24 protein-coding genes are annotated in these 25,221 nt (G+C 65.8%); 10 read left to right on the forward strand and 14 right to left on the reverse strand.

The window, feature by feature from the left end; genetic code table 11:
• Positions 1 to 48 precede the first annotated feature (48 nt).
• Together GNT64_RS18785 and GNT64_RS18790 are read left to right on the forward strand one after the other, a co-directional pair.
• Positions 49 to 969, forward strand: a complete 921-nt coding sequence (locus GNT64_RS18785) for a formylglycine-generating enzyme family protein (protein ID WP_156681749.1) — start codon at positions 49 to 51, stop codon at positions 967 to 969.
• Between the two features lie 25 nt (positions 970 to 994).
• Positions 995 to 3,571 carry a TonB-dependent receptor gene (locus tag GNT64_RS18790; RefSeq protein ID WP_156680902.1) on the forward strand — a complete coding sequence of 859 codons (2,577 nt, stop codon included), beginning with the start codon at positions 995 to 997 and terminating at the stop codon, positions 3,569 to 3,571.
• A 596-nt stretch (positions 3,572 to 4,167) separates the two neighbouring features.
• Here the strand turns inward: GNT64_RS18790 and GNT64_RS18795 are convergent.
• Positions 4,168 to 4,374: a helix-turn-helix domain-containing protein gene (locus tag GNT64_RS18795; RefSeq protein WP_156680903.1), complete on the reverse strand. Its 207-nt coding sequence runs from the start codon at positions 4,372 to 4,374 to the stop codon at positions 4,168 to 4,170.
• Between the two features lie 98 nt (positions 4,375 to 4,472).
• Here GNT64_RS18795 and GNT64_RS18800 point away from each other — a divergent pair, with 98 nt between their 5' ends.
• Positions 4,473 to 5,006 (forward strand): hypothetical protein, encoded by a 534-nt coding sequence (locus tag GNT64_RS18800; protein WP_156677946.1) that lies wholly within the window; start codon positions 4,473 to 4,475, stop codon positions 5,004 to 5,006.
• Here GNT64_RS18800 and terL read toward each other — a convergent pair.
• The 3 genes from terL to GNT64_RS18815 are packed head-to-tail and all read right to left on the reverse strand — an operon-like array spanning position 5,003 to position 8,175.
• The gene (gene terL, locus GNT64_RS18805) at positions 5,003 to 6,469 is read right to left on the reverse strand and encodes a phage terminase large subunit (protein ID WP_156680904.1); all 1,467 of its coding nucleotides are present in this window, start codon (positions 6,467 to 6,469) and stop codon (positions 5,003 to 5,005) included. The genes GNT64_RS18800 and terL overlap by 4 nt on opposite strands.
• The gene (locus GNT64_RS18810) at positions 6,402 to 6,833 is read right to left on the reverse strand and encodes a DUF5681 domain-containing protein (protein WP_156680905.1); all 432 of its coding nucleotides are present in this window, start codon (positions 6,831 to 6,833) and stop codon (positions 6,402 to 6,404) included. Before GNT64_RS18810 ends, terL begins: the two co-directional genes overlap by 68 nt.
• Positions 6,826 to 8,175: a site-specific DNA-methyltransferase gene (locus GNT64_RS18815; protein ID WP_156680906.1), complete on the reverse strand. Its 1,350-nt coding sequence runs from the start codon at positions 8,173 to 8,175 to the stop codon at positions 6,826 to 6,828. The genes GNT64_RS18810 and GNT64_RS18815 overlap by 8 nt, the downstream gene beginning before the upstream one ends.
• Before the next feature lie 217 nt (positions 8,176 to 8,392).
• Between GNT64_RS18815 and GNT64_RS22340 the strand changes: the two genes are divergently transcribed.
• On the forward strand, positions 8,393 to 8,560 hold the full coding sequence (locus tag GNT64_RS22340) for a transposase (RefSeq protein ID WP_422396642.1): 168 nt from the start codon (positions 8,393 to 8,395) through the stop codon (positions 8,558 to 8,560).
• Between the two features lie 224 nt (positions 8,561 to 8,784).
• Here GNT64_RS22340 and GNT64_RS18825 read toward each other — a convergent pair whose 3' ends face one another.
• The 8 genes from GNT64_RS18825 to GNT64_RS18860 all read right to left on the reverse strand — a co-directional run bounded on the left by GNT64_RS18825 (position 8,785) and on the right by GNT64_RS18860 (position 16,081).
• A complete protein-coding gene (locus GNT64_RS18825; RefSeq protein ID WP_156680907.1) occupies positions 8,785 to 9,300 on the reverse strand; it encodes a nuclear transport factor 2 family protein in 516 nt (171 codons plus the stop codon).
• Positions 9,293 to 10,303 (reverse strand): alpha-ketoacid dehydrogenase subunit beta, encoded by a 1,011-nt coding sequence (locus GNT64_RS18830; protein WP_156680908.1) that lies wholly within the window; start codon positions 10,301 to 10,303, stop codon positions 9,293 to 9,295. The genes GNT64_RS18825 and GNT64_RS18830 overlap by 8 nt, the downstream gene beginning before the upstream one ends.
• Before the next feature lie 9 nt (positions 10,304 to 10,312).
• Entirely contained in the window at positions 10,313 to 11,332 is a 1,020-nt protein-coding gene (locus tag GNT64_RS18835) for a thiamine pyrophosphate-dependent dehydrogenase E1 component subunit alpha (RefSeq protein ID WP_231639096.1), read from the reverse strand.
• A gap of 22 nt (positions 11,333 to 11,354) precedes the next feature.
• On the reverse strand, positions 11,355 to 12,146 hold the full coding sequence (locus GNT64_RS18840) for an SDR family NAD(P)-dependent oxidoreductase (protein ID WP_156680909.1): 792 nt from the start codon (positions 12,144 to 12,146) through the stop codon (positions 11,355 to 11,357).
• Positions 12,143 to 13,024 carry an SMP-30/gluconolactonase/LRE family protein gene (locus GNT64_RS18845; RefSeq protein WP_156680910.1) on the reverse strand — a complete coding sequence of 294 codons (882 nt, stop codon included), beginning with the start codon at positions 13,022 to 13,024 and terminating at the stop codon, positions 12,143 to 12,145. Before GNT64_RS18845 ends, GNT64_RS18840 begins: the two co-directional genes overlap by 4 nt.
• On the reverse strand, positions 13,021 to 13,896 hold the full coding sequence (locus GNT64_RS18850; protein WP_156680911.1) for a sugar phosphate isomerase/epimerase family protein: 876 nt from the start codon (positions 13,894 to 13,896) through the stop codon (positions 13,021 to 13,023). Before GNT64_RS18850 ends, GNT64_RS18845 begins: the two co-directional genes overlap by 4 nt.
• 25 nt (positions 13,897 to 13,921) lie before the next feature.
• The gene (locus GNT64_RS18855; RefSeq protein WP_156680912.1) at positions 13,922 to 15,292 is read right to left on the reverse strand and encodes an aromatic ring-hydroxylating oxygenase subunit alpha; all 1,371 of its coding nucleotides are present in this window, start codon (positions 15,290 to 15,292) and stop codon (positions 13,922 to 13,924) included.
• A gap of 99 nt (positions 15,293 to 15,391) precedes the next feature.
• Complete coding sequence (locus GNT64_RS18860; RefSeq protein ID WP_231639097.1) at positions 15,392 to 16,081, reverse strand: TetR family transcriptional regulator C-terminal domain-containing protein; 690 nt, start codon at positions 16,079 to 16,081, stop codon at positions 15,392 to 15,394.
• A 154-nt stretch (positions 16,082 to 16,235) separates the two neighbouring features.
• On the opposite strand from GNT64_RS18860, the gene GNT64_RS18865 reads away from it, so the two are divergent.
• On the forward strand, positions 16,236 to 17,003 hold the full coding sequence (locus tag GNT64_RS18865; protein WP_156680914.1) for an SDR family NAD(P)-dependent oxidoreductase: 768 nt from the start codon (positions 16,236 to 16,238) through the stop codon (positions 17,001 to 17,003).
• A gap of 702 nt (positions 17,004 to 17,705) precedes the next feature.
• Here GNT64_RS18865 and GNT64_RS18870 read toward each other — a convergent pair.
• Both GNT64_RS18870 and GNT64_RS18875 read right to left on the reverse strand, forming a co-directional pair.
• Positions 17,706 to 18,452 carry a class I SAM-dependent methyltransferase gene (locus GNT64_RS18870; RefSeq protein WP_156680915.1) on the reverse strand — a complete coding sequence of 249 codons (747 nt, stop codon included), beginning with the start codon at positions 18,450 to 18,452 and terminating at the stop codon, positions 17,706 to 17,708.
• Positions 18,453 to 18,525: 73 nt separating this feature from the next.
• Positions 18,526 to 20,133, reverse strand: coding sequence for a GMC family oxidoreductase (locus GNT64_RS18875; protein ID WP_231639098.1), 1,608 nt, complete (start codon positions 20,131 to 20,133; stop codon positions 18,526 to 18,528).
• A 120-nt stretch (positions 20,134 to 20,253) separates the two neighbouring features.
• Between GNT64_RS18875 and GNT64_RS18880 the strand changes: the two genes are divergently transcribed.
• The 5 genes from GNT64_RS18880 (at position 20,254) to GNT64_RS18900 (ending at position 25,216) form a co-directional block, all read left to right on the forward strand.
• On the forward strand, positions 20,254 to 20,958 hold the full coding sequence (locus GNT64_RS18880) for a CoA transferase subunit A (RefSeq protein ID WP_156680917.1): 705 nt from the start codon (positions 20,254 to 20,256) through the stop codon (positions 20,956 to 20,958).
• A complete protein-coding gene (locus GNT64_RS18885; protein ID WP_156680918.1) occupies positions 20,958 to 21,605 on the forward strand; it encodes a 3-oxoacid CoA-transferase subunit B in 648 nt (215 codons plus the stop codon). Before GNT64_RS18880 ends, GNT64_RS18885 begins: the two co-directional genes overlap by 1 nt.
• Positions 21,606 to 21,883: 278 nt before the next feature.
• Positions 21,884 to 22,243, forward strand: coding sequence for a Rieske (2Fe-2S) protein (locus tag GNT64_RS18890; RefSeq protein WP_156680919.1), 360 nt, complete (start codon positions 21,884 to 21,886; stop codon positions 22,241 to 22,243).
• 44 nt (positions 22,244 to 22,287) lie between these two features.
• Positions 22,288 to 23,664 (forward strand): aromatic ring-hydroxylating oxygenase subunit alpha, encoded by a 1,377-nt coding sequence (locus GNT64_RS18895; protein WP_156680920.1) that lies wholly within the window; start codon positions 22,288 to 22,290, stop codon positions 23,662 to 23,664.
• Positions 23,665 to 23,677: 13 nt separating this feature from the next.
• On the forward strand, positions 23,678 to 25,216 hold the full coding sequence (locus tag GNT64_RS18900; RefSeq protein ID WP_156680921.1) for a class I adenylate-forming enzyme family protein: 1,539 nt from the start codon (positions 23,678 to 23,680) through the stop codon (positions 25,214 to 25,216).
• The last annotated feature ends 5 nt before the right edge of the window (positions 25,217 to 25,221 follow it).

The raw sequence follows: 25,221 nt of genomic DNA on the forward strand, positions 1-25,221 counted from the left end.
CGCAGCACGGCCACGCGCGGCGCGCCCGCGAGCCACCGCTACGGGCAGATGATCGCGTTGCCGGGCGGCACCTTCCGCATGGGCTCCGATCGCCATTATCCAGAGGAAGGGCCGTCTCGCCGCGTCTCCGTCTCGCCGTTCGCGATCGATGCGACGCCGGTGACGAACGCTGCCTTCGCCGCGTTCGTCACCGAGACCGGCCATGTCACAGTGGCGGAGACGGCGCCTGATTCGGCCGATTACCCGGGCATCGATCCCGCCCTGATCGTGCCCGCCTCGCTCCTGTTCGAGCGCCCGCAGGCGCCGGCGAGCGACTTCACGATGTGGTGGAGCCTCCGGGCCGATGCCTGCTGGCGCCGCCCCTACGGCCCCGGCAGTTCGATCGCGGGGATCGAGGATCATCCCGTCGTCCACATCGCCTATGGCGATGCGGAGGCCTTCGCGGCCTGGGCCGGCAAGAGCCTGCCGACCGAGGCTGAATGGGAATATGCCGCACGCGGCGGGCTGGACGGCAAGGACTATGCTTGGGGCGACGCGCTCGTCCCCGGTGGCCGGATGCTCGCCAATTACTGGCAGGGCGCCTTCCCCTCCGAGAATCTGCTGCTCGACGGCTATGAGCGTACCTCGCCGGTCGGCGCCTATCCGGCGAACGGCCACGGCCTCTACGATATGATCGGCAACGTCTGGGAGTGGACGGCGGACTGGTTCGCCGATCGCCACCCGGCCAAGCCGGCCGGCTCCTGCTGCGTGCCGGCGGACCCGCGCGGCGGCAGCGAGCGCGCCAGCCGCGATCCTGCCACGCCCGAAATCGCGATCGGGCGCAAGGTGCTGAAGGGCGGATCGCATCTGTGCGCCGCCAATTACTGCCAGCGCTACCGCCCGGCCGCGCGCTACGCCCAGCCGATCGACACGTCGACATCGCATGTCGGCTTCCGCTGCGTCGTCCGCGCGCACGCGAACCAGACCTGATTCAGATCAACGGGGAGGAACCAACATGAACACGAGACAGATCATCGCGGGTGATGCGGCCGTGCGCCGCCGCTGGCTGCTGGGCACGGCGCTCGCCGGCATCGCCCTGTCCGCCACGCCGGCATTCGCCCAGGCGGTCGGCGATCCCGCCGCCGGCACGACGACGGAGCAGCCATCGGCTGCGCTGGCGCAGGGCGCGGTCGCGGCACCGGGCGAGGCGGCCGATACCGGTGGCCTCGAGGACATCGTCGTCACCGCGCGCAAGCGGGTAGAGACGACGCAGGACGTGCCCGTTTCGGTGACGGCGCTCGGGCCGGCGCAGCTCCAGCGCTACGATCTAAGCAATCTCGAGCGGGTCGCCGCCAGCACCCCACAGTTCGTGATCGGCCGCGCGCCGTCCGGCTCGGGCGCGACGCTGGTGCTACGCGGCATCGGCTCGAACACCACCTCGATCGGTCTCGAACAGTCCGTCGCGGTCGTAGTGGACGGCGTTTATTATGGCCAGGGCCGCGTCATCAACGAGGGCTTCTTCGATCTCGGCCGTCTTGAAATCCTGAAAGGGCCGCAATCGCTGTTCTTCGGCAAGAATGCGACCGCCGGCGTAGTCTCGATCACCACCGCCGATCCGACCGACAGGCGCGAGTTCATCGGCCGGCTCGGCTACGAGGTCCGTTCGCAGCAGCTGATCGGCGAGGCGATCGGCTCAGGCCCACTCAGCGATACGCTCGGCATTCGCATCGGCGTGCGCGCCACCAAGATGTATGACAGCTTCTTCAAGAATATCGGCAACGACGTCATCTATCCGACGACCGAGTTCACCTCACGCGTGGTGACGCCGCACGCCTCGGCAGTGGGTCCGCGCGATGCCGGCAAGAGCAAGGACATATATGGTCGCGTCACACTGAAATGGACGCCGACCGACCAGTTCACCGCGACGCTAAAGGCAAATGCAGGCGCCAATGATTCGAACAATCCGGGTGCCAGTTCCGTCCTCTACAATTGCCCGAGAGGCGTCAGCCAATTGAACCCCGCGATCCGCTGCGGCCGCAAGTTCGTCTCTTCGTCGAACCGAGTGCCGGCCGACATTGCTGCGACGCTACCTTTCGCTGGCGACGGCACCACCGGCAACACATACAAGTCCTGGGCGACGACGCTGAACCTCAACTACGAGCTCGACGATGTGACATTCACCTCCGTCACAAATTATAATTCTAATCGCAACACCTTCATTTTCGATGGCGACAGCGTCTCGGCCGGCGGCCCGGTCGGCGTCTATGCAACCGAGCGTTCGTCGTTCAAGGCATTCTCGAGCGAATTCCGCGCGCTCACCACCTATGACGGACCGATCAATGTGCTCGTCGGCGGCTATTATCAGAGCACGAAGCGCGTCTACAACGCCTTCACGGCGTCCGGCGGGCTCGAAAATGTGAACGCGCCGCAGCCGTTCCAGCGCTACCTCGCCAATTCCAAGAATTCGGAGACCGAAGGCGAGACGATCGCCGGCTTCGGCCAGGTGACCTGGAAGATCTTCAAAAATCTTGAGGCCGCCGCCGGCGTCCGCTATACGCACGAGACGAAGGACAGCTATTTCATCCAGCCCTATTCGCATCCGACCCGCGTCGCCCAGGGCATCTTCCTGCCTAACGTGCGCATTGCCGCCGACCAGACCTTCACCAACTGGTCGCCAGAAGCGACGCTCACCTACAAGCCGACGCGTGACCTGACGATCTACGGTGCCTATAAGACGGCCTATAAATCGGGCGGCTTCTCCAATTCAGGCATCCTCAGCCCGTCCGCTGGACTTGACGACTTTACCTTCGATCCTGAAAAGGCGCGCGGCTTCGAGGGCGGCGTGAAATCAACCCTGTTCGATCGCCAGCTGCGATTGAACCTTGGCATCTACACCTACAAGTTCGAGAATCTGCAGCTCGACTTCTTCAACTCGCCGGTGTTCGCCTTCAGCACGATCAACGCCGGCTCGGCGCGCAGCCGCGGCGTGGAACTCGAGTTCGAATATGCCCCGCGCACGCTTGAAGGCCTGAACTTGCGCGGCAGCCTGAACTACAACCGCGCGCGCTACGGCGATACGATCGGCCCCGTCACCGGCACCGGCGGCACCAGCATCGTCGGGCCGAACGCACCGTGCTACACCGGCCAGGCGCCGGCGGCAGGCTGCACAATCCTGATCCCTGGCGCGCGGCCGACGCAGAACCTGAAAGGCCTGGCCACCGCCAACGCGCCGCTGTGGACCGCGTCGCTCGGCGCCAGCTACGACTTCCCCTTATCGGACAATTTAAAGCTCAGCCTCAGCACCGATGCGCGCTACAGCGCCTCCTACATCCCGACAGCCTTCGGCAACCCGAACACGCGCCAGCCAAAATATATCAACCTTGATGCGAGTGTGCGCATCCGCACGGCCGACGACATGCTGGAATTCGCGGCGATCGGCAAGAACCTGACAAACCGCTTCTACGCCACCGGCGGAACCGACGCGCCTTCCACCGGCGCGCGCACCGGCACGGTGACCGGGCTGCTGGCCGATCAGATCGGCTTCATCTCGCTGCCGCGCTCCGTTCAGCTGCAAGTGACGGTGCGTTACTGAGCGCGCCGTCCACCGTCTCCCCCACTGACCTCGCCGGCTCAGCCGGCGGGGTTCTTTCTCCATTAGGAGCGACCCTCAGACGGATAAGAATCAAGTGGCTGGTTTTGTCCGCCGTCTTGTCTGCGTCCGTCGCGTCGGGCGCGGCCGCCATCACCGGCAGATGACCCGAGCGGCTTTGGCGCAGATGCGACTTTGCATGTTGCCGCTGCTCCTCATGCGAGTGTCGTGCGGCGAGATCATGCAGGCGAGTAGCTTCAGTACCACCGAATGACCCTGATGCCTGAAGTGGTTCGCACCGCTGATCCGCCGGTGTTGTCCGTCCACACGGCACCTTGCTGATCGCGATCAGGCGAAGCAGCGCCTTGCGCGGTGCCTGACGGACCAGCCGCGCGTGCAGCCGGGTTGCGGTGAACCTGCAGGAGGCGTTGCGCCCACGAGCAGGCCGCGACGTCAAAGAGGGGTAGGTAACAATCTTGGGCGATCGCGCAGCGGCCCCACGACCAAGATCCACGTTGTCGTCGACGCGCACGGCCTTCCGATCCGGCTCAACGATGATCTTGATGGCACTGGAGGGGACGAGATAGAAGCGGCTCGCCTCAGGGGCTGATGAGCACGACCGGGGTGGTTCCTAACGCCTGAGCGAGTTCGAACAGCGAGACGACCGTCGGATTGCGTCGACCGCGTTCGAGGTCGGAGATATACTGCTGGGTGAAGCCGGAGCGTTCCGCCAGCTGCTCCTGCGACAGCCCGGCCTCATGGCGTACGCGCCGCACATTGTCTCCCACCAGCTTGCGCATATCCATGCGCGCCGAGTTGACTGGTCCGCCGGTCGGAGTTTATCCTCTATAGTATGTACTCCGGAGAAGCACCCGCCACCACGACGCATGATGGAGTCGGCGTCGTGGAGATTATGGCAGCAGCATCGGCTGCAGCATTTGGCAGGCCGCTCGTAACGAACGTGCTGCGAGGCCTGGTGGTCGAAGCGATTGTAGCCGCCGCCCTTTGCCCGTCCTGGCGTTGGTGTTCTCAGGATTATCACGCATGGGACTTCGAGCGAGCGGATGGCCTTCGGCTGGAGGTCAAGCAATCCGCCATGCGCCAGAGCTGGGAGAGCATCAGGCCAAGCCGCTGCGCCTTCGACATCGCGGAACGGACCGGAAGGTGGGATGGAGCCGAGTGGATCGGCGATCGTCGCAGGTGGGCAGACCTCTACATCTTTGCTCTCCACGAAGTTCTGGACGCCTCTGCCGACCACCGCGATCCGCAACAGTGGAGCTTTTATGTGGTGGGAGCGAGCAGACTACCTCATCAGCAGACGATTGGATTGCGAGGCGTACGGCGCCTGGGTGAGCCGTGCCGCATCGACGATCTCGCGAAAGTTGTTCATTGCGCAGCGTCGTCACTTGAGACTTCAGACGGGCAGCCCGCCGCCTAACGGGTGCGCGCGAGCTGGAAGCTCGGCGTCCGGTGCGACCTTACCCACAACAGGAACTGCGAGATGCTGTCGACCTGGTCGTCGAACCGGCCATTCGGGAATTGCGCGAGCTCGGATCGAAGGTCGGCATGCCAGGTGGCTCCCGCTTGAATGTGGACGCGGCCTGCTTCGATCGTTGCCGACTCCGCACTCAGGCGGGATACCTTGTCGAGCTTGGGCGTGTAGGCGATCGGCCGAGGTACGCCGACAATCCTGCCTTCGCCAAGCTGCTGGATCAACGCCGACCCCGACGCTTTGTCTTCGATGACAAGCGAGTCGGTACGCCATTTTCTTGCAAGCGAGATGACTTGCTTTACGAGATCGGGAAACGTCAAGCGCTCTCGATGAAGATCGAGCAGGTAGTATTCGTCTCGAACGATCGCCCACGTCGTGCAGACCGAGTAGTCATTGATCTCCTCCGCTTTCACCGCCACGTCCCAGCTTTGGACTATCCGCCGCTCACCATGCGGAAGCACTTCGAACGGCTTGAACCAGCTCCACTTGACCAGCTCTCCTTCGATTGGAACCGGCTGCTGCTGATACTGGGCGGAGAAGTGATAGCTGCCGAGGGTCTCGCGAATGTCGCTTAGGATGTGCTGCGGCTCGCGAACCGGATGGAGGAGCGCGCCCGCCTTGCGATCATGCCAACGGTCTTCGCCGATCAAAATCCGCTGCGGGTCGACAGCGATGGCGGGCAGCGACAATATGGTCCACCCACCCTGCTGCCGCAGATATCCTGCGAGGTCATCGATATGTAGGCGCTGCATGACCAAAACGATGGCACCGTCCTTCTTGCTGTTAAGCCGCGTAAAAAGGGTGTTGCGGTACCAGTCCTGCAAGGCGGATCGCTTCGCCGCTGAGGACGCATCGTCGGATCGCATCGGCTCGTCGAGGATCATCAGATCCGCGCCGCGACCGGTGAGGGTACCGCCGCTCGATGTGGAATAGCGGTAACCCTGCTGCGCCGTGGTGAACTCAGTTTCTGTGTCCTTGACCGAACCGCATACGCCAGGAAATAGCGAACGATAACGCGAGCTTCGCATGAGCGCGCGGAAATCGTTGGCGAGCTTGATGGCCAGATCGAGTGAGTAGCTTGCCGTGATGATTTTGGATCGCGGGTCCCGACCAAGACAATAAGCCGGGAACGCAACCGAGGCGATAAACGATTTGAGCGACCGAGGAGGTGCTTCGATGATAAGCCGCTTGATCTTGCGGGTACGCACAAGTTCGAGATGATAGCAGATCGCCTCGAGATGCCAATTCCAGTCAAGCACCTCCCCTGGTGCAAAGACCTGGAATGCCGCCCGAGCAAAACTTTCGAAATCGCTCCTCAGGAGGGCAGCCAGCAGCCGCAAGTCAGCTTTCATCTTCTCTGCCCAGCTTGCGCAGGTGAACTGCAAGGAGTTCGGCAAGAAGACGCTCATCTTCCACTGTCAGATCGGCTGTCGGATCCTCGTCTCTTGCGAGTTCACGGCTCAGATCAAGGATCCGCTCGAGTGCGCGGATGTTGCCCGAAAGCGCCATCTTCCTGAGCTGTAAGGCCGCAGCCTCATAAGCGGAAACTCTCCGGGTCTTCTCACCCTCTTTCACAATGATCGGCATAGCGAGGATCTTGCTGATCTCATCGATGGGGGAACGCTTGCGCGCCTTGCCGCGCCGCGGGTTGCCGGATTGACCGGGCTTGAACTGCGTGTGGCGTGGCGGCTTGCAATAGCCGACTTCATACGGCTGCGCGGCCTCTCCACATGATGTGATGTCCACCTGCTCATGTCCCTTGGTCTCAGCCATGGTCTATAGCTCCCCTCGAAGCGTCGCCATCGGTCAACATCGAGCGATCGGTCAGCGTGTCGCCGTTGTCAGCAACCGCCTTCAACCCGCTTTCCTTCTCGAAGCGGCGAATGATCACGTCGCAGTAATATGGGTCGAGTTCGATCATCCGGGCGCGTCTGCCACAGCGCTCTGCGGCAATCAGGGTCGTACCAGAGCCGCCAAATCCATCGAGGATCAGGTCATTGCGGCGGCTCGCATCGAGTAGCGCATCCTGAACCATCGCCACCGGTTTGACCGTAGCGTGCCAGCTCAGCTCCTCTTGTCGGGCGGGCGAAAGGCTGCTGCCGCTGGTGTAGCTCCACAGATTGGACCGGTTCCGCCCGTGCTTTCCCAATTCGATATTGTTGCAGTGAGGGCGGCGGCCACGTTTGAAGATCCCGACGAACTCGTGCTGGCTACGGTAGAATGACCCCATACCGGGCGCGGCCTTTGCCCAGACGCAGATATTCAGGAGGTCGTCGAACACGGCGCGGCCCGCGGTGAGCAGCTCGAATTGATGATGCCAGTCCATGCATATATAATGCAGTGCTCCATCGACACTAGCCTTAGCCATGAGCGTGCAGGCAGTCGTCAGGAACGCTACGAACTCGGCCTCCGACATCTCGCCGGCAGCCATCGCGAAATCATCGTGACGGACGCGACCTTTGCCGGTGATTGCCTTGGCGGGCTGATTGTAAGGCGGATCGACGAAGATCATCCGCGCACGCTCTCGCCCTAAAAGCCGCTTGAAGCTCTCTGGTTTGAGCGCGTCACCGCAGTACAGCTTGTGCTCACCCAGTATCCAAAGATCACCGGGCCGACTACACGCCGGCCGATCACGCTCTGGGGGCGGGATCGGCTTCTGCCTAGCCGGCGCCTGCATGCCTGCGTCCAGCATGAGATCCAGATCGTTGAGTTCAAAGCCGGTTAGTTCGATATCGAAGTCGGGTTCGGTCTCGAGGATGAAAGAGACCTCCTGAGCGAGCAGCTTGCGGTCAAAGCTGCTGCTGTCACCCAGCTTGTTGTCGGCGATGATGTAGGCCCGCTTCTCAGCCTGTGTGAGGCCTGCCAGGCAGATTGTCGGCACCGTCTTCAACCCGGCGAGCTTGGCGGCTGCCAAGCGACCATGACCCGCAAGAATATTACTCTCGCCGTCTATCAGTATCGGGTTGGTAAAGCCAAAGCGCTTAATACTGTCAGTGAGCTGACGTATCTGCTTAGGCTTGTGGACACGAGGGTTCGTCGGATGCGGACGAAGACCTTCAACCGGTAAATGAACTATGCCAGGATGTGCGTTAAACTTACGTTTATCATTCGACATGTTCAACTCCATACCACAAACCCCCGGCGCAAGGCCGGCTAGAAATCAATTTTGTGGTAGGGAGCTCCACCTTTCATCGTGTTACCTCAGGAGTCAAGCGCCCTTTTGATGCTCAGGCTGACGTGGCACCTTTTTTGATTCAGTCTGACCTAGAAGCCGACCCTTCGAAGGACGGGCGGGCTGGAGCGGAAGCAGATTTCAGAAGAGTATCATCGGTATCTTGAAGAGGGCCGAGGCGGGCGCCGTGGTGATGGAGCTGTGCCGCAAGCAGGGAAATTCGAGCGCAGTTTACTATGCATGGAAAGCCAATTTCAGCGGTCCGGAGCCTTCGACGCGAAACGTATGCAGTTGCCAGAGGAAAGACACGCACAGCAGAAACGGCTAACTCGACGCATTGCTTCACCAGCGCTCATGCGCGACGCGGTCGATCTTTGAGCGCGGCTGCACAAAGACGGGGTCACGTTAGGGCAAATGTACGCATCGGGTCACATCTCGTGCGAACGCTGTCCGCCAATGGTGGAGACGTTTCCCTGGTCTTCGACATAGGGATTCGGTCTGAAGCAGCGTCTTTTGGGAGGCTTAGGGGCGGATAAGACCTGCAAACGCGGCTCAGCGCGACGCGTTCAGCCCCGCATAGAAGGCGATCACGGCCTCATCCTCCGCGCGATCGTCGGTTGGCCCGGTGGCGGGAAACGCGTGATCGAGCTCGACAATCTGGATGCGGCGGGCGATCCGCCACGCGCCATCCGCCCGCCGCTCGAAGCGATCGAGATAGCGGCCCTTGACGAACCAATCGCTGTCGGGCGAACTATCGACGCCCGGGCGGCGATGATGGGCGACGAAGTGGCTCTCGCAGCGGGCGCAATCGCCGGCCGGCTCCAGATCGATCAGGATGTTGTGGATCAGATGGGTCATCGCCGGCACGGGCGCCAGCAGCGCCAGCCACTCGCCGATCATCGGGTGGGTCGCGTGTTCGGCGTCACCGATCAGGGTCGTCGCATCGGGATGGAAGGCGGCGCGCAGCAGCGCCTCGTCGCGCCGGTCCCAGCCGCGGGCGTAGAGGTAGAGCGCCTCGGCGATCGCGGCCCGGGCGATCAGACCCTCGACGGCGGTCGTCTCAGGCATAGGCGCGGAGCCCCCGCGCCGCCGCTACGATCCGGTCGACGCTCGGCAGGTAGGCGTCTTCCAGCGAGGGCGAGAAAGGCGAGGGAGTGTGCGGGCAGGTGACCTGCTCGATCGGGCTCCTGAGGAAGCGGAAGCCCTTCTGGGCGACCATGCCGGCGATGTCCGAGGCCATCGAGCAGCGCGGCGGGCTCTCGTCGACCACGACCAGCCGGCCGGTCTTCTCGACGCTTTCCAGGATCGTGTCCTCGTCCAGCGGGGAGGTGGTGCGCGGATCGATCACCTCGCAGTCGATGCCGTCCTTCGCCAGCAGCTCGGCGGCGGCAAGCGCGCGCGGCACCATAGCACTGAACGCCACGATCGTCAGATCGTCGCCGTCCCGCGCCACCTCGGCCTCGCCGAAGGGCAGGCGATAGGGCTCGTCCGGCACCTCGCCCTCCATGTCGTAGAGCAGCTTATGTTCGAGATAGATCACCGGATCGTCATCCCGGATCGCCTCGATCAGCAGCCCCTTGGCGTCATAGGGATTGGCCGGCATGACCACCTTGAGACCGGGAAACATCGTGAACAGCGGGTGCAGCGTGGCGCTGTGCTGGGCCCCGGCGCGCAGGCCGCCGCCGATCGGCGCGCGGATCACCATCGGGCAGCGCGCCTTGCCGCCGAACATATAGCGAAACTTGGCCGCCTGGTTGAAGATCTGATCCATGCACACGCCGACGAAATCGACGAACATCAGTTCGGCAACGGGGCGCATGCCGGTGATCGCGCTGCCGGAGGCCGCCCCGATGATCGCGCTCTCGCTGATCGGCGTATCGATCACCCGATCCGCGCCGAACTCCTGATACAAGCCGGCGGTGAGGCCGAAGATGCCGCCGACCGCACCGGCGCCGCTCGCCGTACCGATGCCGCCGGCGATATCCTCGCCAATCAGGTAGACGTTCGGATCGCGCCGCATCTCTTGGGCGAGCGCCTCGTTGATCGCCTGACGATAAGATTTCCTTGACATCGGCGATCCTTAATATTTTACGTAGACGTCGCGGGTGAGCGCGGAAGCGGCCGGAAAGGCGGCGGCGAGCGCGGTATCGGCCGCCTCCTCCACTTCGGCCGACAACTCGGCGTCGATCGCGTCGAGCGCGGTATCGTCGAGCAGGCCGGCTCCCGTCACCTTCTCACGGAACAGCGGCAGCGGATCGCGGCCGCGCGCGAGGATCAACTCGTCTTTGGTGCGGTACGCCTGCGGATCGCCGATATAGTGGCCGAGATAGCGCGGACAGTCCATTTCCAAGGTGGTCGGTCCGCCGCCGGAGCGGGCGCGTTCCAGCGCGCGCAGCATCGCTTCGCGCACGGTAAAGAAGTCGACGCCGTTCACCTGCTCGGCCGGCATGCCGAAGGCGGCGGCGCGGGCGGCGATTGACTGCGCGCCGACCGAGTAGCTGGCCGGCGTGTGTTCGCCAAAGCCGTTATTTTCGATCACGAAGATCGCCGGCACCTTCAGCACCACGGCGAGGTTCATCGCCTCGAATGTGGTGCCCTGGTTGGAGGCGCCGTCGCCGGCGAAGGCGACCGCGACCTTGCCAGTCTTGCGGATCTTCTGTGTAAGCGCCGCACCCACCACGATCGGCGGCGATCCGCCGACGATCGCGTTGGCACCGAGCATGCCCTTATCGAAATCGGCGATGTGCATCGATCCGCCCTTGCCGCCGCAGATGCCCTCCGCCTTGCCGAAGATCTCGTGCATCATGGCCTTGATATCGCAGCCCTTGGCGATGCAGTGGCCGTGGCCGCGATGGGTGGAGGCGATATAGTCGCTCGCCGTCAGATCGTGGCACACGCCGGCCGCTACCGCTTCCGATCCCAGATAGACGTGGCCGAAGCCGGGTATCTTGCCGGCGGCGAAATCGCGCTCCACCCGCTCCTCGAACAGGCGGATAGCGCGCATGCGGCGATAGGCGGCGAGCAGATCCTCCGGCCCCATCTGCATCGCCCATACGGGCTCGTCGATCTGTGCCGTCGCGGCGGCAGCGCTCAAATCCATGACGGTCTCCTGAAAGGGCACATCAAACGCCCGGATAGCCGGCGATCGCACCGCCATCGATAACATATTCCGCGCCGGTGACGTAGGAGGCGCGGTCGGAGAGGAGGAAGGCGACGAGATCGGCTACCTCGTCCGATCTTCCCATCCGCCCGAGCGGCGAGGCACCGGAGAGGAAGGCGTGCGCCCCCTCCGGATCGCCGGAAGCGGCGATGGCGCGTTCGATGTTCGGCGTGTCGGTGATGCCGGGATGGATGCTGTTGCAGCGGATGTTCAGCCCTTTCCTGGCGCAGTGGACCGCCACCGACTTGGCCAGCAGCCGCACCGCGCCCTTGGTCGCGGTATAGGCCACGTCGTCCGGCAGGCCGACCATCCCCGTCACCGAGGAGTTGATGACGATCGCGCCGGGTGCGTCGCCTTTCGTCTTCCGCATGAGCGCGATGCCGTGCCGGCAGGCGAGCATCGTGCCGGTGCAGTTGACACGGAAGATGCGATCCCACGCATCGATATCGACCGTCTCGATATCGGCATCGCCGGCATTGATGCCGGCATTGGCGAAGACCGCGTGGAGCGCGCCGAAGCGATCCTCGATCGCCTGCATCAGTCCGCCCCAGGCGTGGTGATCGCCGACATCGTGGGCGTGGAAGACGGCGCCCGTCAGATCGGTGACCGCCGCCGCCGCCGCGACATTGCTGCCGGTGAAGACGACGCGCATGCCTTCGGCGGCCAGCCGGTGGACGACGGCCTCGCCTATGCCGGCGGTGCCGCCTGTCACCAGCGCGACACGGCCGGCAAGGCCGCTGCCGATCTCGATCATGCAAACCGCGCCGTGTGCGACGGCAGACCCGGAATGTCGCTGCGGATGCGGACGAGGCCGCCGACGGGGTCGCCGTTCCGCGCCGTCCCGCCGGTCGCGACGAACAGGTCGGCGCGGTCCGGACCGCCGAAGCCGAGCGAGATGATGTGGGGCATCGGCAGGCGGATACGCCGGTCGATCACCGCATCCGGCCGGTAGCGCAGCAGTTCGCCCTCGCGCCAGCGGGCCACCCACACGCCGCCTTCGGCATCTACGGCGAGGCCGTCGCAATCGTCCATGGCGGCGAACATCCTCGGATCGCGCGGCCGCCCGTCCGCATATGCATACGCCCAGACGCCGGCGTTGCACTCGCTGTGGTAGAGGGTGTCGCCGGCGGGGCTGAAGCCGATGCCGTTCGAGACGGAGACGCCCTCGCGGATCACCTCGACGGCGCCATCGGGCGCCATGCGGAAGAACAGGCCGGGCGCGGGCGGCTCGCCGCGATCGAGGATCGCCGCGAAATCGACCGTGCCGCCGTAGAGATTGCCGCTCGCGTCCGCCTCGATATCGTTGATCGCGGCCACGCGCACGCCGGCGATCTCGGACAGCAGGGGCGTGATTACACCAGTGCGCGGATCGACGATGACGAGATCGGCCCCGGACACGATCAGGCGTCCGTCGGCGTTGAGCACGCAGCCGCCGATCCACTTGCGGCCGGGCACCACCGTTTCCGTGCCGCTATTCGCGCGCCAGCCGAACAGGCCGCCGCCGGTAAGATCGCTATAGTAGACCGCGCCGTCCGCGCCTTCGCGCACCGCCTCGCAGAATTGATGGCCGGTGGCGAGAATCTCGAAGGCGGGCTCGGCGAGCGGCGCCAGGATTTCGGCTTCGTCGATCATGCGAGCGCTCTCATCCGCTCGAACTGGGCCATCGTCGCGTCGAAGGAGAGCTTCGCCGCCTCGCGCGGTGCGCGGCTGCGCTGCTCGTCCGACAGGATCTCGACGCCGTAGAGCCCGTCATAGCCGGTGCGGCGGATCGCATCGAGGAACGCGGGTACGTCGAGATCGCCCTCGCCCGGCAGGCGGCGGCGGGTAAGCGTATCCTCCATGATCGTTCCGACGACCATCTCGGCGGCGTCGTCCAGCTCGATATGCTTGATATATTCGGCCGGCACCTGCGCGACCTTCTCGTACGGAATGCCGCCGCGATGCATGTGCCAGGTATCGAGCAGCAGCCCGCCGTTGCGCGCGCCGGCGCCCTGCACGATCGCCAGTGCCGTCTCCAGATCGCGGACGTTCGATGCCGGGAAGATCTCCAGCGCGATCTGCGCGCCCACCTTCGCGGCATCGGCGCAGACACCGGCGAACCCTTCGATCATCCGCTCGATCGGCCAGACATCGCCGGTGATGTCGCCGCCGAGTTTGATCTGATAGGCCCCGAGCGTCTCGACCGCCGCCATGAACCGCGCCCGCATCGTATCGGATGCGGCGCGGCGCTCGCCATCGGCGAACCAGTCGAGCAGCACCTCGAACTCCAGATGGGTCAGGCCGGCGGCCGCGATCGTGCGCCGGATCTCGGCGGCGCCGTGCCGTTCCAGCAGCGCGAACAGATCGTCGCCGAGCAGGCCGATGCCGACATAGCCGGCCTCGGCCGCAGCCTCGGCCCGTTCGCGCAGCGTGTGCGGGCTGATCGCGTTGGGGGCCATCGCCGCGACATCGCCTGCGATCGTAAAATAGCTGGCCAGCAATCGCGGCCGGATCATGCCTTCCATCCGACGTCTCCATACCGAGGCAGCTTCACGCCGCGAGATACCGATCGATCACATCGTGGATGTGCCGCAACCGGGATTCGAGATAGGTGGAATAGGTGCCGTAGCCGACCTTGGAGGCGTGCATGCCCTCGCGCTGCAGCCGCATGATCCGCGTGTCCTGATCGAACAGCGTGGCAAAGCCGGGGTCCATGCCGGGAACCGCCGCATAGGATTCGCCCTCTGTGACGCGCACCGGCTCCGCCGGGGCAGGACGGGTGCCATCCTTCGGCACCGGCCGCATGAACAGGATGTCGAACGTGCAGCGATCCGGATCCATGCCCAGCGGCCGATAGACGTAGAGCACGCGCAGCGAGAAGCCGGCGAAGATGAACAGGTTCGGGAAGACGGTATATTTGATCGAGTCGATCAGCTCGGCGGTGGTGGCGCCGCTGGTGTCGACGCCGAGCCGGTCCATCGTCGCCCGCATGTTGCGCGCCATCACGCTGCGCGCGGTCTCGCCTTCGACCAGCGTTGGCCGGCCGCCGTCGAGGATGCCGCTGTCGCCCATCAGCATCTGGTCCAGGATGTCCTGCTCGCTCGGCGGCACCGGCAGGCTGGGGCTCGGCACCCCGAGCGCCACGAGATCGCGGGAGACATGATCCGAGAAGATGTCGTGCTGGGAATTTATGTCGCCCGAGGTGCCGACGCATTGCGGGTGGACCATGCCGGTATGATAGGCCTCGATAAACGCATCCTGCGCGGCCTTCCAGTTGCAGCCCAGTTCCTTCTGCGCGTGGACGGCGACATACCAGTCATCGAACGTCCAGGCGTGGAAATGATCTGGCAGTACTTGCAGATATTCGTGCAGGCCGGGCCCTTCGTCTGACAGATTGACGAAGATCAGGCTGTTCCAGCTTTCGACCCGCGCCTTTGGCAGCGGCATCGCCGATGTGTCGACATGCGGGAATTCCCATGGGCAGGGCACGTCCAGCAGGGTTCCGTCCAGCCCCCATGTCCAGCCGTGATAGGGGCACTGGATCACGGCGGAACAGCCGCTGCTGGCAGATTCCTTCAGCTTGGTGCCACGGTGGAGGCAGCTGTTGTAATAGGCGCGAAGTCCATCGGCGGTGCGGACGACGATGATCGAACTGCGGCCGATATCGTAGACGTAGTAGTCGCCGATTTCCGGCACATGCTCGTCGCGGCAGGCGAATTGCCACACCTTGCCCCACATCTTCTCCATCTCGCGATCGAAAAAGGTTTGCGAGGTGTAGCGATCGAACGAAACCCGTCCGCCGGCCTGCTTGGGATTGACGTCGAGCGCCAGCACGTCCGCGATGCGACCGCCGTCGGATCGCATGATGTCCTGGTAGGTGGGGGTGGGGCGGCCAGTCCCCAATCTGCTCTGATCGTTCATCGCCGTCAGTCCTCTCCAAGACCATTTGGCTTCCGCACCGCCGGCCTTTGACCGCGCCGATGCTATCAACTGTCACGCTCGGTCACGACGCTTGTTTTGTCAAGCGTCGACATCCAGCGCGGCGCCGGCGGCGGCGAGCCGCTCTTCCAGTTCGGCGTTGCGCAGCACGAGGTCGGCCAGAAAGCGGCGAAGCCGCTTGTTCTCCGTCGCGAGTGCGCCCTCTGGCGTTTCCGACACTGCCGCTTCGGGTGCCGGCGGTCGCAGGATCGAGCGGACCGAGACATGCAGGAGGGCGCGCTGACGACCGGGCGACAGGGCGCCCAGCACCCCATACATGCCGATGCCGGCGACCACCGCCTGCAGCCGCTGCGCGAGCATCTCGATCGCGTCCGCATCGGCATTCTCGCCATGACCGTGCAGATCTATGAGCCCGGCGAAAAGATGACGCCAGACCGTGCCGAACTTCTTCAATTCCGCCTCCAGCGCCGGATCGCTCAGCGCGCCTGCCCAGAAGAAGGTCCATATGCGAACGTCCGCCAGCCGCTCCTCGTCGAGCGGCAGCAGCGTTTCCAGGCATGCGGTGAGATCAAGCCCGGCCTTCATCGCCGCCTTCATCCGCTCGACCGAACGCCCGGATGCCTCGCGCAGCGTGAAGAGCAGCAATTCGCTCTTGCCGTCGAAATAATGCGAGACGACGTGCGTGCTGGAGCCCGCCTCCGCTGCCACTTCCCGCACCGTCACGCCGTCCAGTCCGCCGCGCGCGAGAAGCCGGGAGGCGGCAGCGGCCACCGCCTTGCGGCGGGCGACGAAGGCGGGCGGGGGATCTGCTTCGGCCATGTGCGACATCCGGTTGACAGAACAAGCGCACGATGGTGTCATAACACCCGTTCGGCAACAAGCGCGCGCAGTCGCGCACGCCGGCAGAGGATGCGGGAGCGGCGAGATGGACTTGGGCCTGGCGGGCAAGCGCGCGATCATCTCCGGTGGCAGCAGGGGCATTGGCCGCACCTGCGCCAGGCGGCTGCTGGAGGAAGGCGCGAGCGTCGCCTTCTTCGCGCGGGATCAGGCGGCGATCGACGCCACCGTGGCCGATCTCTCGCCGCTCGGCCCGGTCCACGGCTACTCGGCCGACGCGTTCGACTATGCCGCCGTCGCCGCCTGGGTTGATGTCGCCGCGGAAGCCCTGGGCGGCATCGATATCGTCATCAACAACGCGACCGCCTCCGGTCAGCTGGAATGGGGCCGGCAGGGCTGGCTCGACAATTTCGCGGTAGACCTGATGAGCTGCGTCGCGATGAACGATGCGGCCCTGCCGTGGTTCGAGAAAGCGGGCGGCGGCGCCATCGTGCAGATCGCCACGATCACCGCGATCGAGCATCACGACATGCCCATCTCCCCCAGCTACGGCGCGATGAAGGCCGCGACGATCAACCTTACCGCGCAACTGGCCCAGCGCTGGGGACCGAAGAACGTCCGCGCCAATTGCGTGTCGCCCGGCCCGATCCAGTTCCCCGGCGGCGTTTGGGACAGCGTGCAGATCAGTCACCCGGTCGAATATGAGCGCGATCGCGCGCAACATCCGCTCAAGCGCCTGGGCACCGACGACGAGGTGGCAGACGTTGTCGTTTTCCTGGCGAGCGATCGCGCGCGCTGGGTCAACGGCGCCAACGTCGTGGTCGATGGCGGCTACACCAAGCAGGTCGGCTTCTGAGCCGTTCCGACCCGTCGCGCGGCGAGATCGCCTCCTGCCGAAAGCCGCCTGCGGGCTCTGGGACCCGCTTTGCTCAAGCGGCTGATGGAGGAAGTCGACGGCCGTGAGGCATATGTCGATACAAGCCCCACGAATGAAACGGCTCTCCGCTTCAGATCAGGGATGAGCGCGATCAAGCCGCACACATGGTGACCCCTAAGGGACCCGAACCCGTGTTTTCACCGTGAGAGGGCGCTCTGTCGGCCATCCGCGCACGATCGCGGAACGGCTATCCAAGGCCATTGCTTCACCAGCACTCATGCGCAACGACATCGATGGGTGTCTGGACGAGGTTAGACAAAAGACGGGATCACGTCAGGGCAAACGTACGCATCGGGTCACATCTCATGCGAACGCTGTCCCTCAATGGCGAAGACGTTTCCCTGGTCTTCGACATAGGGTATCGGTCTGAAAGCAGCGTGTTTTGGGGGGCTTAGGGGCGGATAAGGCCTGCAAACGCATCGTTGTCGTGCGCAATTCCCAGTTAATTCCCTCATATCAGGGAATCTGGCGTAGACAGGTTCGCTCCCGACTGGGTGGCGCACCATCTCCGCTCGTATGTAAAACATTTAAAAGTCCCCTTCCGGGGAACAACCCCGTCCGTGCCATATGGTCTGCTGTCCCACCCGGCCGATGCGCCGGTGCCGGCCTTGCGGCCGCCGCCTAGATCGCGGCCTTGCGGCCGATCAGCGTGCCCTTGGTGCTGCCGGGCAGGCGGGCGAAGCGGATGGTGGGCCAGCGCCGCCGCCAGCGGCGGGCGACCAGCCGTTCGCCGGGGCGGGCGGCATCGTCGAGCAGGATCATGCCGCCGGGGCTCAGGCGATCGAACAGCATCTCGGCGGCGCCGCGGATGAAGGGGTGGACCGCCCATGGCGGCCCGTCGATCAGCAGCAGGTCGATCCGCTCGGGCGGGTCGGTCACGTCGTACCAGTAGGCCGGCCAGCCGGGCACGGCGCGGGCGAGGGGGGCGTGGCGGATATCCGCATCCACCCCCTGATCGCGCAGCCAGTCGGCGGCGGCGACGACGAAGTCGGCATGCTGATCGTAGCTGACCAAAGTGCCGCCGCCATGAAGCTCCAGCGCGCGGGCGCAGACGAGGGTGGAGGCGCCGGCGCCGAGTTCCACCACCGTGCGCGGGCGCAGCTCCTCCACGGCGTCGACGATGCGGTGGAGGAAGCCGGCATCGGCCTTCCAGCTGCCGAGATGCGGCAGCGCCCCGTCCGGCAGCGACAGCCGCGCGAGCAGGCGCGCCTTGCTGGCGCGCGAGCCGCCATGCAGGCTCCACAGCAGCCACGGCCAGCCGATCGCGCCGAAGATCAGGCGGTAGATCCAGTCGCTGACCGGGGTGGGCAGGATCGGCGTCGCAACGTCCCGTATCGCCAGAAGGCGCGTCGTCTCACCTGCCGCCACCCGTCACCCCTCCGCCTGCCCTCGGAAGGCGATCTATGTGCCCGATGCGGCGGCCGCTGCCAAGCGGCCGGGATCAGCGCCGATCGTCCAGGATCAGCTCGGCCGCGCGCCAGCCGGCGGCCATGGCGGGGGCGTTGGTGTTGCCGGAGACGTTGGTCGGGAAGATGGAGAGATCGGCCACGCGCAGGCCGTCCACCCCCTCCACCCGCAGCCGCGCATCCACCACGCTGCCCATCGCGCAGGTGCCGGTGGCGTGATAGCCGGGGCCGCCGAGCATGTTGAAGGCGGCGAGGATGTCCTCGTCGCTCTGCACCTGCGGGCCGGGCAGCATCTCCTGCTTGATATAGGGCTTGATCGCCGGCTGCTCGAACATGCGGCGCATCCAGCGGAACATGGCGACGCTGGTGCGGCGATCCTTCTCGTGGCTCAGATAATTGTGCGTGATCTCCGGCACCTCGGCCGGATCGGACGATCGGGCGAGCACGCTGCCCTGGCTTTCCGGCAGCAGGTTGTAGCCGAAGATCTGGCTGCCGGGCACCTTTTCGAAGGTGACGCCCTTGGTCCAGCCCTCCCACGCCGCCATGTCCATCGACAGGGGGTTGGCGATCAGCTGCACGTCCGGCCGGGTGAGCGACGGATCGGTGCGGATGAAGCCGGTATAGTCGTAGCCGGGGCCGGAGAGCACGCCGGTGCGGAGGAGATTGTAGCGCAGGCCGTTGCGCACCAGCCGCCAGCCGGAATATTCGCGATTCTGGCTCCAGTCGACGGTGAGGTGGTGCTGGAGGAACAGCAGCACATGCTCGCGCATGTTGCCGCCCACGCCGGGGCTGTGCCGCACCACGGGCACGCCGATCGCCCGCAGATGCGCCTCCGGCCCCACGCCCGAGCGGTGGAGGATCGCCGGCGACATGATCGCGCCGGCGGAGAGGACGATCTCGCGGGCGGCGCGGTACGTGCGGCGCACGCCTTTCTCCACCGTCTCGACGGCCACGGCGCGGGTGCCCTCGAATCGCACCTTGTCCACCGGCGCCTCGGTGACGATCGTCAGGTTGCGGCGGTGGCGGACGGGATCGAGGAAGGCCACGGCGGCGCTCTGGCGGCGGCCGTGCCTGATCGTGGCGGTGGTGTAGCCGCTGCCCTCCTGCCCGGGCAGGTTCGGCTCCTCGACATGGGGCACGCCCATCTGCTCGGCCGCGGCGATCATGGCATCGACGATCTTCGTGCGGTTGCGGCTGACGATCACGTGCAGCGGGCCGCCGACTCCGCGGAAGTCGGTGGCGCCGAGCTCGTGATCCTCCATCGCCATGAAGATGCGGCCCATGTCCGCCCAGCCCCAGCCGGGTAGGCCCAGGTCGCGCTCCCAATGATCGTAATCCTCGGGGTGGCCGCGCAGATACTGCATGCCGTTGATCGAGGAGGAGCCGCCGAGCATCTTGCCGCGCACCCAGGTTTCCGGCGTGTTCTTGCCGGTTGGGCCGGGGTTGGCGGGCAGATACCAGGTGCGCCGGTCGCTCATCAGCAGCCGGCCGAAGCCCTTGGGCATCGTGACGAACGGATGCTTGTCGCTCGGTCCCGCCTCCAGCAACAGTACCGCGTTGCGCGGATCGGCCGAGAGCCGGTTGGCGAGGACGCAGCCGGCGGCGCCGCCGCCGGCGATGATGTAGTCGTAGGTGTCCGTCACCCGCATCCTCCCGCCGGCCCGCTGGCCGTCGCGGTGGTATAGTGACTGACGAGTCACAGTCAAAAGGCGCGACGCAGGATGGTCTTGACGAACGCGGCCGCCTCACCAAAAGGAGAGGTCATGAGGAAGCTCTACCCAGACGCCGCCGCCGCCCTGGACGGGCTGCTGTTCGATGGCATGACGATCGCCGCCGGCGGCTTCGGCCTGTGCGGCATTCCCGAGAATCTGATCGTGGCGATCCGCGACAGCGGCGTCGGGGGGCTGACGATCGTCTCGAACAATTGCGGGGTGGACGGCTTCGGCCTGGGCCTGCTGCTGGAGACCCGGCAGATCGCCAAGATGGTCTCCTCCTACGTCGGCGAGAACAAGGAGTTCGAGCGCCAGTTTCTCGGCGGCGAGCTGGAGATCGAGTTCAACCCGCAGGGCACCCTGGCCGAGCGGCTGCGCGCCGGCGGCGCCGGCATCCCCGGCTTCTACACCAAGACGGGCGTCGGCACGCAGGTGGCCGAAGGCAAGGAGCATAAGGAGTTCGACGGCGAGACCTACATCCTGGAGCGCGGGATCGTGTGCGACCTGGCGATCGTGAAGGCCTGGAAGGCGGATGCCAGCGGCAACCTGATGTTCCGCAAGACGAGCCGCAACTTCAACCCGCCCGTCGCCACCGCCGGCCGTGTCACGGTGGCCGAGGTGGAGGAGATCGTGGCGGAGGGAGCGCTGGACCCGGAGGCGATCCACACCCCCGGCGTCTACGTGCAGCGGCTGATCGAGGGTGCGTTCGAGAAGCGGATCGAGCAGCGGACCGTGCGCAAGGAAGGGACGGCCTGATGCCGATGGACCGCAACCAGATGGCCGCCCGCGCCGCGCGCGAACTGCGCGACGGCTTCTACGTCAATCTCGGCATCGGCATCCCGACGCTGGTCGCCAACCACATCGCACCCGGCATCGACGTGACCCTGCAGAGCGAGAACGGCATGCTCGGCATCGGCCCGTTCCCCACCGAGGCGGAGGTGGACGCGGACCTGATCAACGCCGGCAAGCAGACCGTGACGGAGGTGCCGCGCACCGCCTTCTTCTCCTCCGCCGACAGCTTCGCGATGATTCGCGGCGGGCACATGAACCTCTCCGTGCTGGGCGCGATGGAAGTGGCCGAGAATGGCGACATCGCGAACTGGATGATACCCGGCAAGATGGTGAAGGGGATGGGCGGGGCGATGGACCTGGTGGCCGGGTGCAAGCGCATCATCGTCATCATGGATCATGTCTCCAAGGACGGATCGTCCAAGTTCCGCAAGGCCTGCACCCTGCCGCTGACCGGGGCTGGCGTCGTCGACCTGCTGATCACCGATCTGGCCGTGTTCGAGCGGACCGACCGGACCGGCCCGTTCCGCCTGATCGAGCTCGCCGACGGCGTCACCGCCGACGAGGTGCGGGCGAAGACCGAAGCCGACTATGTCGAGGCGCTGGCCGGCTGAGGCGTCCGGCCCGCGGGCCTGATCCTCTCGCCCGACATTTGTCGGCCATGCGGCGCAGGGTCGCCGCCCGCGTGGCCTGACCGCGCGCCATTTCCGCGACCGGCGGGCTCACCTTATTATTGGTTTACAGCCGGCGCGCGATGTGACGAAGTCGCCGCGCCAAGCGCCTGCTATCTTGACAGTCCGTCCGCGTTCGTAGGAATGACTGATGGATCATAATTCGAGAAAGCACGGCGCCGCAACGACGTGAGAGGACCGAAGATGGCGAGTGCCGGTGCATGAGTGAGACCTTCCATCGCGCGATCGCGCTGGCCGACCTGCCGGCGGGCAAGCCCGCCGCCGTGGAGCTGAACGGCTGGCCCGTGCTGGTCGCGATCCTGCCGGAGGGGCCGCGCGCGGTGATCAACCGCTGCTCGCACGCCGCCTCCGATCTCGCGTCCGGCCGCATCCGGCGCGGCGCGATCGTCTGCCCGCTGCACGGCGCCATGTTCAAGCTGGATACCGGCCAGTGCATCGCCGCGCCCTACCAGCCGCTCAAGACCTTTGCCGTGCGCACGGCGGACGACTGGATCGAGGTGGAGGTGCCGGACGAGGCGCCGCCGGCCAACATGCTACCGGTGAAGCCGCTGAAGACCTGAGGCCGGCGGCGGACATCACGCCGGCCCCGAGAAGGAGAGGGATGATGAACGCACCGCTGCAGGCGATCGACGGCCGCTGCCCAGGGCCGAGCTATCAGGACATCATGCGTCACGGCGGCGGCGCCGTCTCGGACGTGCTGGCGCGCACGTCCAACCCGCCGCAGGCGAGCGCGGACATCCCGTTCGAGCGCTATACCAGCCAGGCCTTCTTCGATCTCGAGATGCGCAAGATGTGGCGCAAGGTGTGGCAGTTCGCCTGCCGGCTGGAGCAGCTGCCCGAGACGGGCGACTATTTCGTCTACGATATCGGCCGCTACTCGATCCTCATCACCCGCGCCGAGGACGGGCTGAAGGCCTATTGGAACAGCTGCCTGCATCGCGGCACCAAGCTGAAACCCTCCGGCACCAGCGGCTGGTCTCCCTCGATCCAGTGCCCGTTCCACGGCTGGGACTGGAACTTGGACGGATCGGTGCGGAATATCCCCTGCCGCTGGGACTTTCCGCACGTGCAGGACGAGGAGACGCGCCTGCCGCAGGTGAAGGTGGAGAGCTGGAACGGCTTCGTCTTCGTCAACATGGATCCGGATGCCGCGCCGCTGGCCGACTATCTGGAGATCGTGCCCGATCACTGGGCGAAGTGGGACATGACCGGATGGTATGTCCACACCCATGTGCAGAAGGAGCTGCCCGGCAACTGGAAGCTGAGCCAGGAGGCTTTCATGGAAGCCTATCACACGCCGATCGCCCATCCGGAGATGACGCATGTGGTGGGCGACCACAACATGCAGCACGATATCTTCAGCCGCCACGTGAGCCGCGACCTCTGCCCGATGGCGAGCCCGAGCCCCACCTCTACCCGCAACATGAGCCAGCAGGAGCTGCTCGATTCGATGCTGGTCGACCGCATCCGATCCGAGACAGCCGAGAAACTGGTGGTGCCGGAGGGCGGCACGGCGCGATCGGTGATGGCGGCGCAGCTGCGCCAATCGATGCGGGCCGATTACGGCCGCGACTATTCGGGCCATTCGGATCCGGAGATGATCGATTCGATCAAGTACAACATCTTCCCCAACCTGTTCCTCTACGCCAGCGTGGCGCTGCCACTGATCCAGCTATTCCGCCCGCTTGGCAACGATCCCGATCGCTGCCTGTTCGACCAGATGGTGCTGCGGCCGATGCCGGCCGACGGATCGGAGCCGCCGGTCGCGGAGATCGTGCGGCTGAAGGAGGACGAGCATTTCACCTCGGTGGACGGGATGGACCCGTTCCTCGCCAGCGTGCTCGATCAGGATACGGACATCATGCGCTGGCAGCGCGAGGGCATGTACACCAGCGAGAAGGGTGCCCAGACGCTGTCGCGCTATCAAGAATCGCGCATCCGCCACGTCCACGACACGCTGGACGGCTATCTGAACGCCTGAGGAGCCGATCGGCATGACGGCGGCGGTGCGGCGCGAGGTGCATCATGGCCGCGTGACGCTCTGCTATGCGGAGCGGCCGGCGAATCTGGACGCTATGCTGCGCGCGGCGGCGGCGCGGGCCGGCGGCGCCTGCGCGATAGTCGACGGCGCGCTAAGGCTCGACTATCGGGCGCTGGACGCGCGGGTGGAGGCGGATGCGGGGCGGCTGGCGGGCCTCGGCATCGTCGCCGGCGACCGGGTGGCGGTGCTGCTGGAGAACGGCGTCGGCTTCGTCGCGGTCATGCTCGCGGTGGCGCGGCTTGGCGCCATCCTGGTGCCGCTGGGCCTGCGCCTGGCCGCGCCCGAGATCGCGATGATGCTGCGCGACAGCGGCGCCCGGCTGCTGCTGCACGAGGTGGCGGAAGACCGGCTGCCGGCGGACATGGGCGATTGCGCGGCACTGTCGCTCGATCGCTTCGCGGCGCTGGACACCTCCGGCTTCGCCGCGCCGGCGGTGGACGAGGATGCGCCCTGCGCCATCCTCTACACCTCCGGCACCACCGGCCGGCCGAAGGGCGCGGTGCTGACGCACGGCAACGTCGTCCACTCCTGCCTGCATTATGCCGAGCATATGGGGCTGGCGGACGGGGAGCGCAGCATGCTGGCGGTGCCCGCCTCGCACGTCACCGGCCTCGTCGCGATCGTCGCCACGATGCTGCTGGTCGCCGGCCGGATCGTGACGATGCGCGCCTTCCAGGCCCGCCGCTTCCTGGAACTTGCCGAGGCCGAGCGGGCGACGCACACGCTGATGGTGCCGGCCATGTACGCGCTGATCCAGCGCGAGCCCGATATCGACCGGTTCGACCTGACGGCGTGGCGTATCGGCGGCTATGGCGGCGCGCCGATGCCGGTGGCGACGATCGCGGCCCTGGCCGCCGCGTGGCCGGGGCTGGGGCTGGTGAACTGCTACGGCGCCACCGAGACGACCTCGCCCGCCGTCATCATGCCGCCGGGCGAGGGCCGGCTGCGGCCGGACGCCGTCGGCCGGGCGGTGCGCTGCGGCGAGATCGTGGCGATGGACGAGGCGGGCCGCGAGGTGCCGCCGGGCGAGAGCGGCGAACTGTGGATCGCCGGGCCAATGGTGGTGCCCGGCTACTGGCAGCGGGCCGAGGCGGATGCCGCATCCTTCGTCGGCGGCTACTGGCGATCGGGAGACATCGGCGCGATCGACGCCGGCGGGCACGTGCGCATCCTGGATCGCATGAAGGACATGATCAACCGCGGCGGCTTCAAGATCTACTCGGCCGAGGTGGAGGATGTGCTCGCGGGCTTTCCGGGCGTGATCGAGGCGGCGGTGGTGGGCCGGCCCTGCCCGGTGCTGGGGGAGCGGGTGCATGCCGTGATCCGCGCCGATCCACCGGGGAAGGCGGCGGCGGTGCGCGCGTTCGTGGCGGCACGGCTGGCCGACTACAAGGTGCCGGAGACGATCGACTGGTCCGCCGATCCGCTGCCGCGCAACGCCAACGGCAAGCTCGTCAAGGCGTCGCTGCGGGAGGCGGTGGCGCGCGGCTGACTCGC

Source organism: Sphingomonas profundi, from assembly GCF_009739515.1.
Classification (GTDB): Bacteria; Pseudomonadota; Alphaproteobacteria; order Sphingomonadales; family Sphingomonadaceae; genus Alterirhizorhabdus; species Alterirhizorhabdus profundi.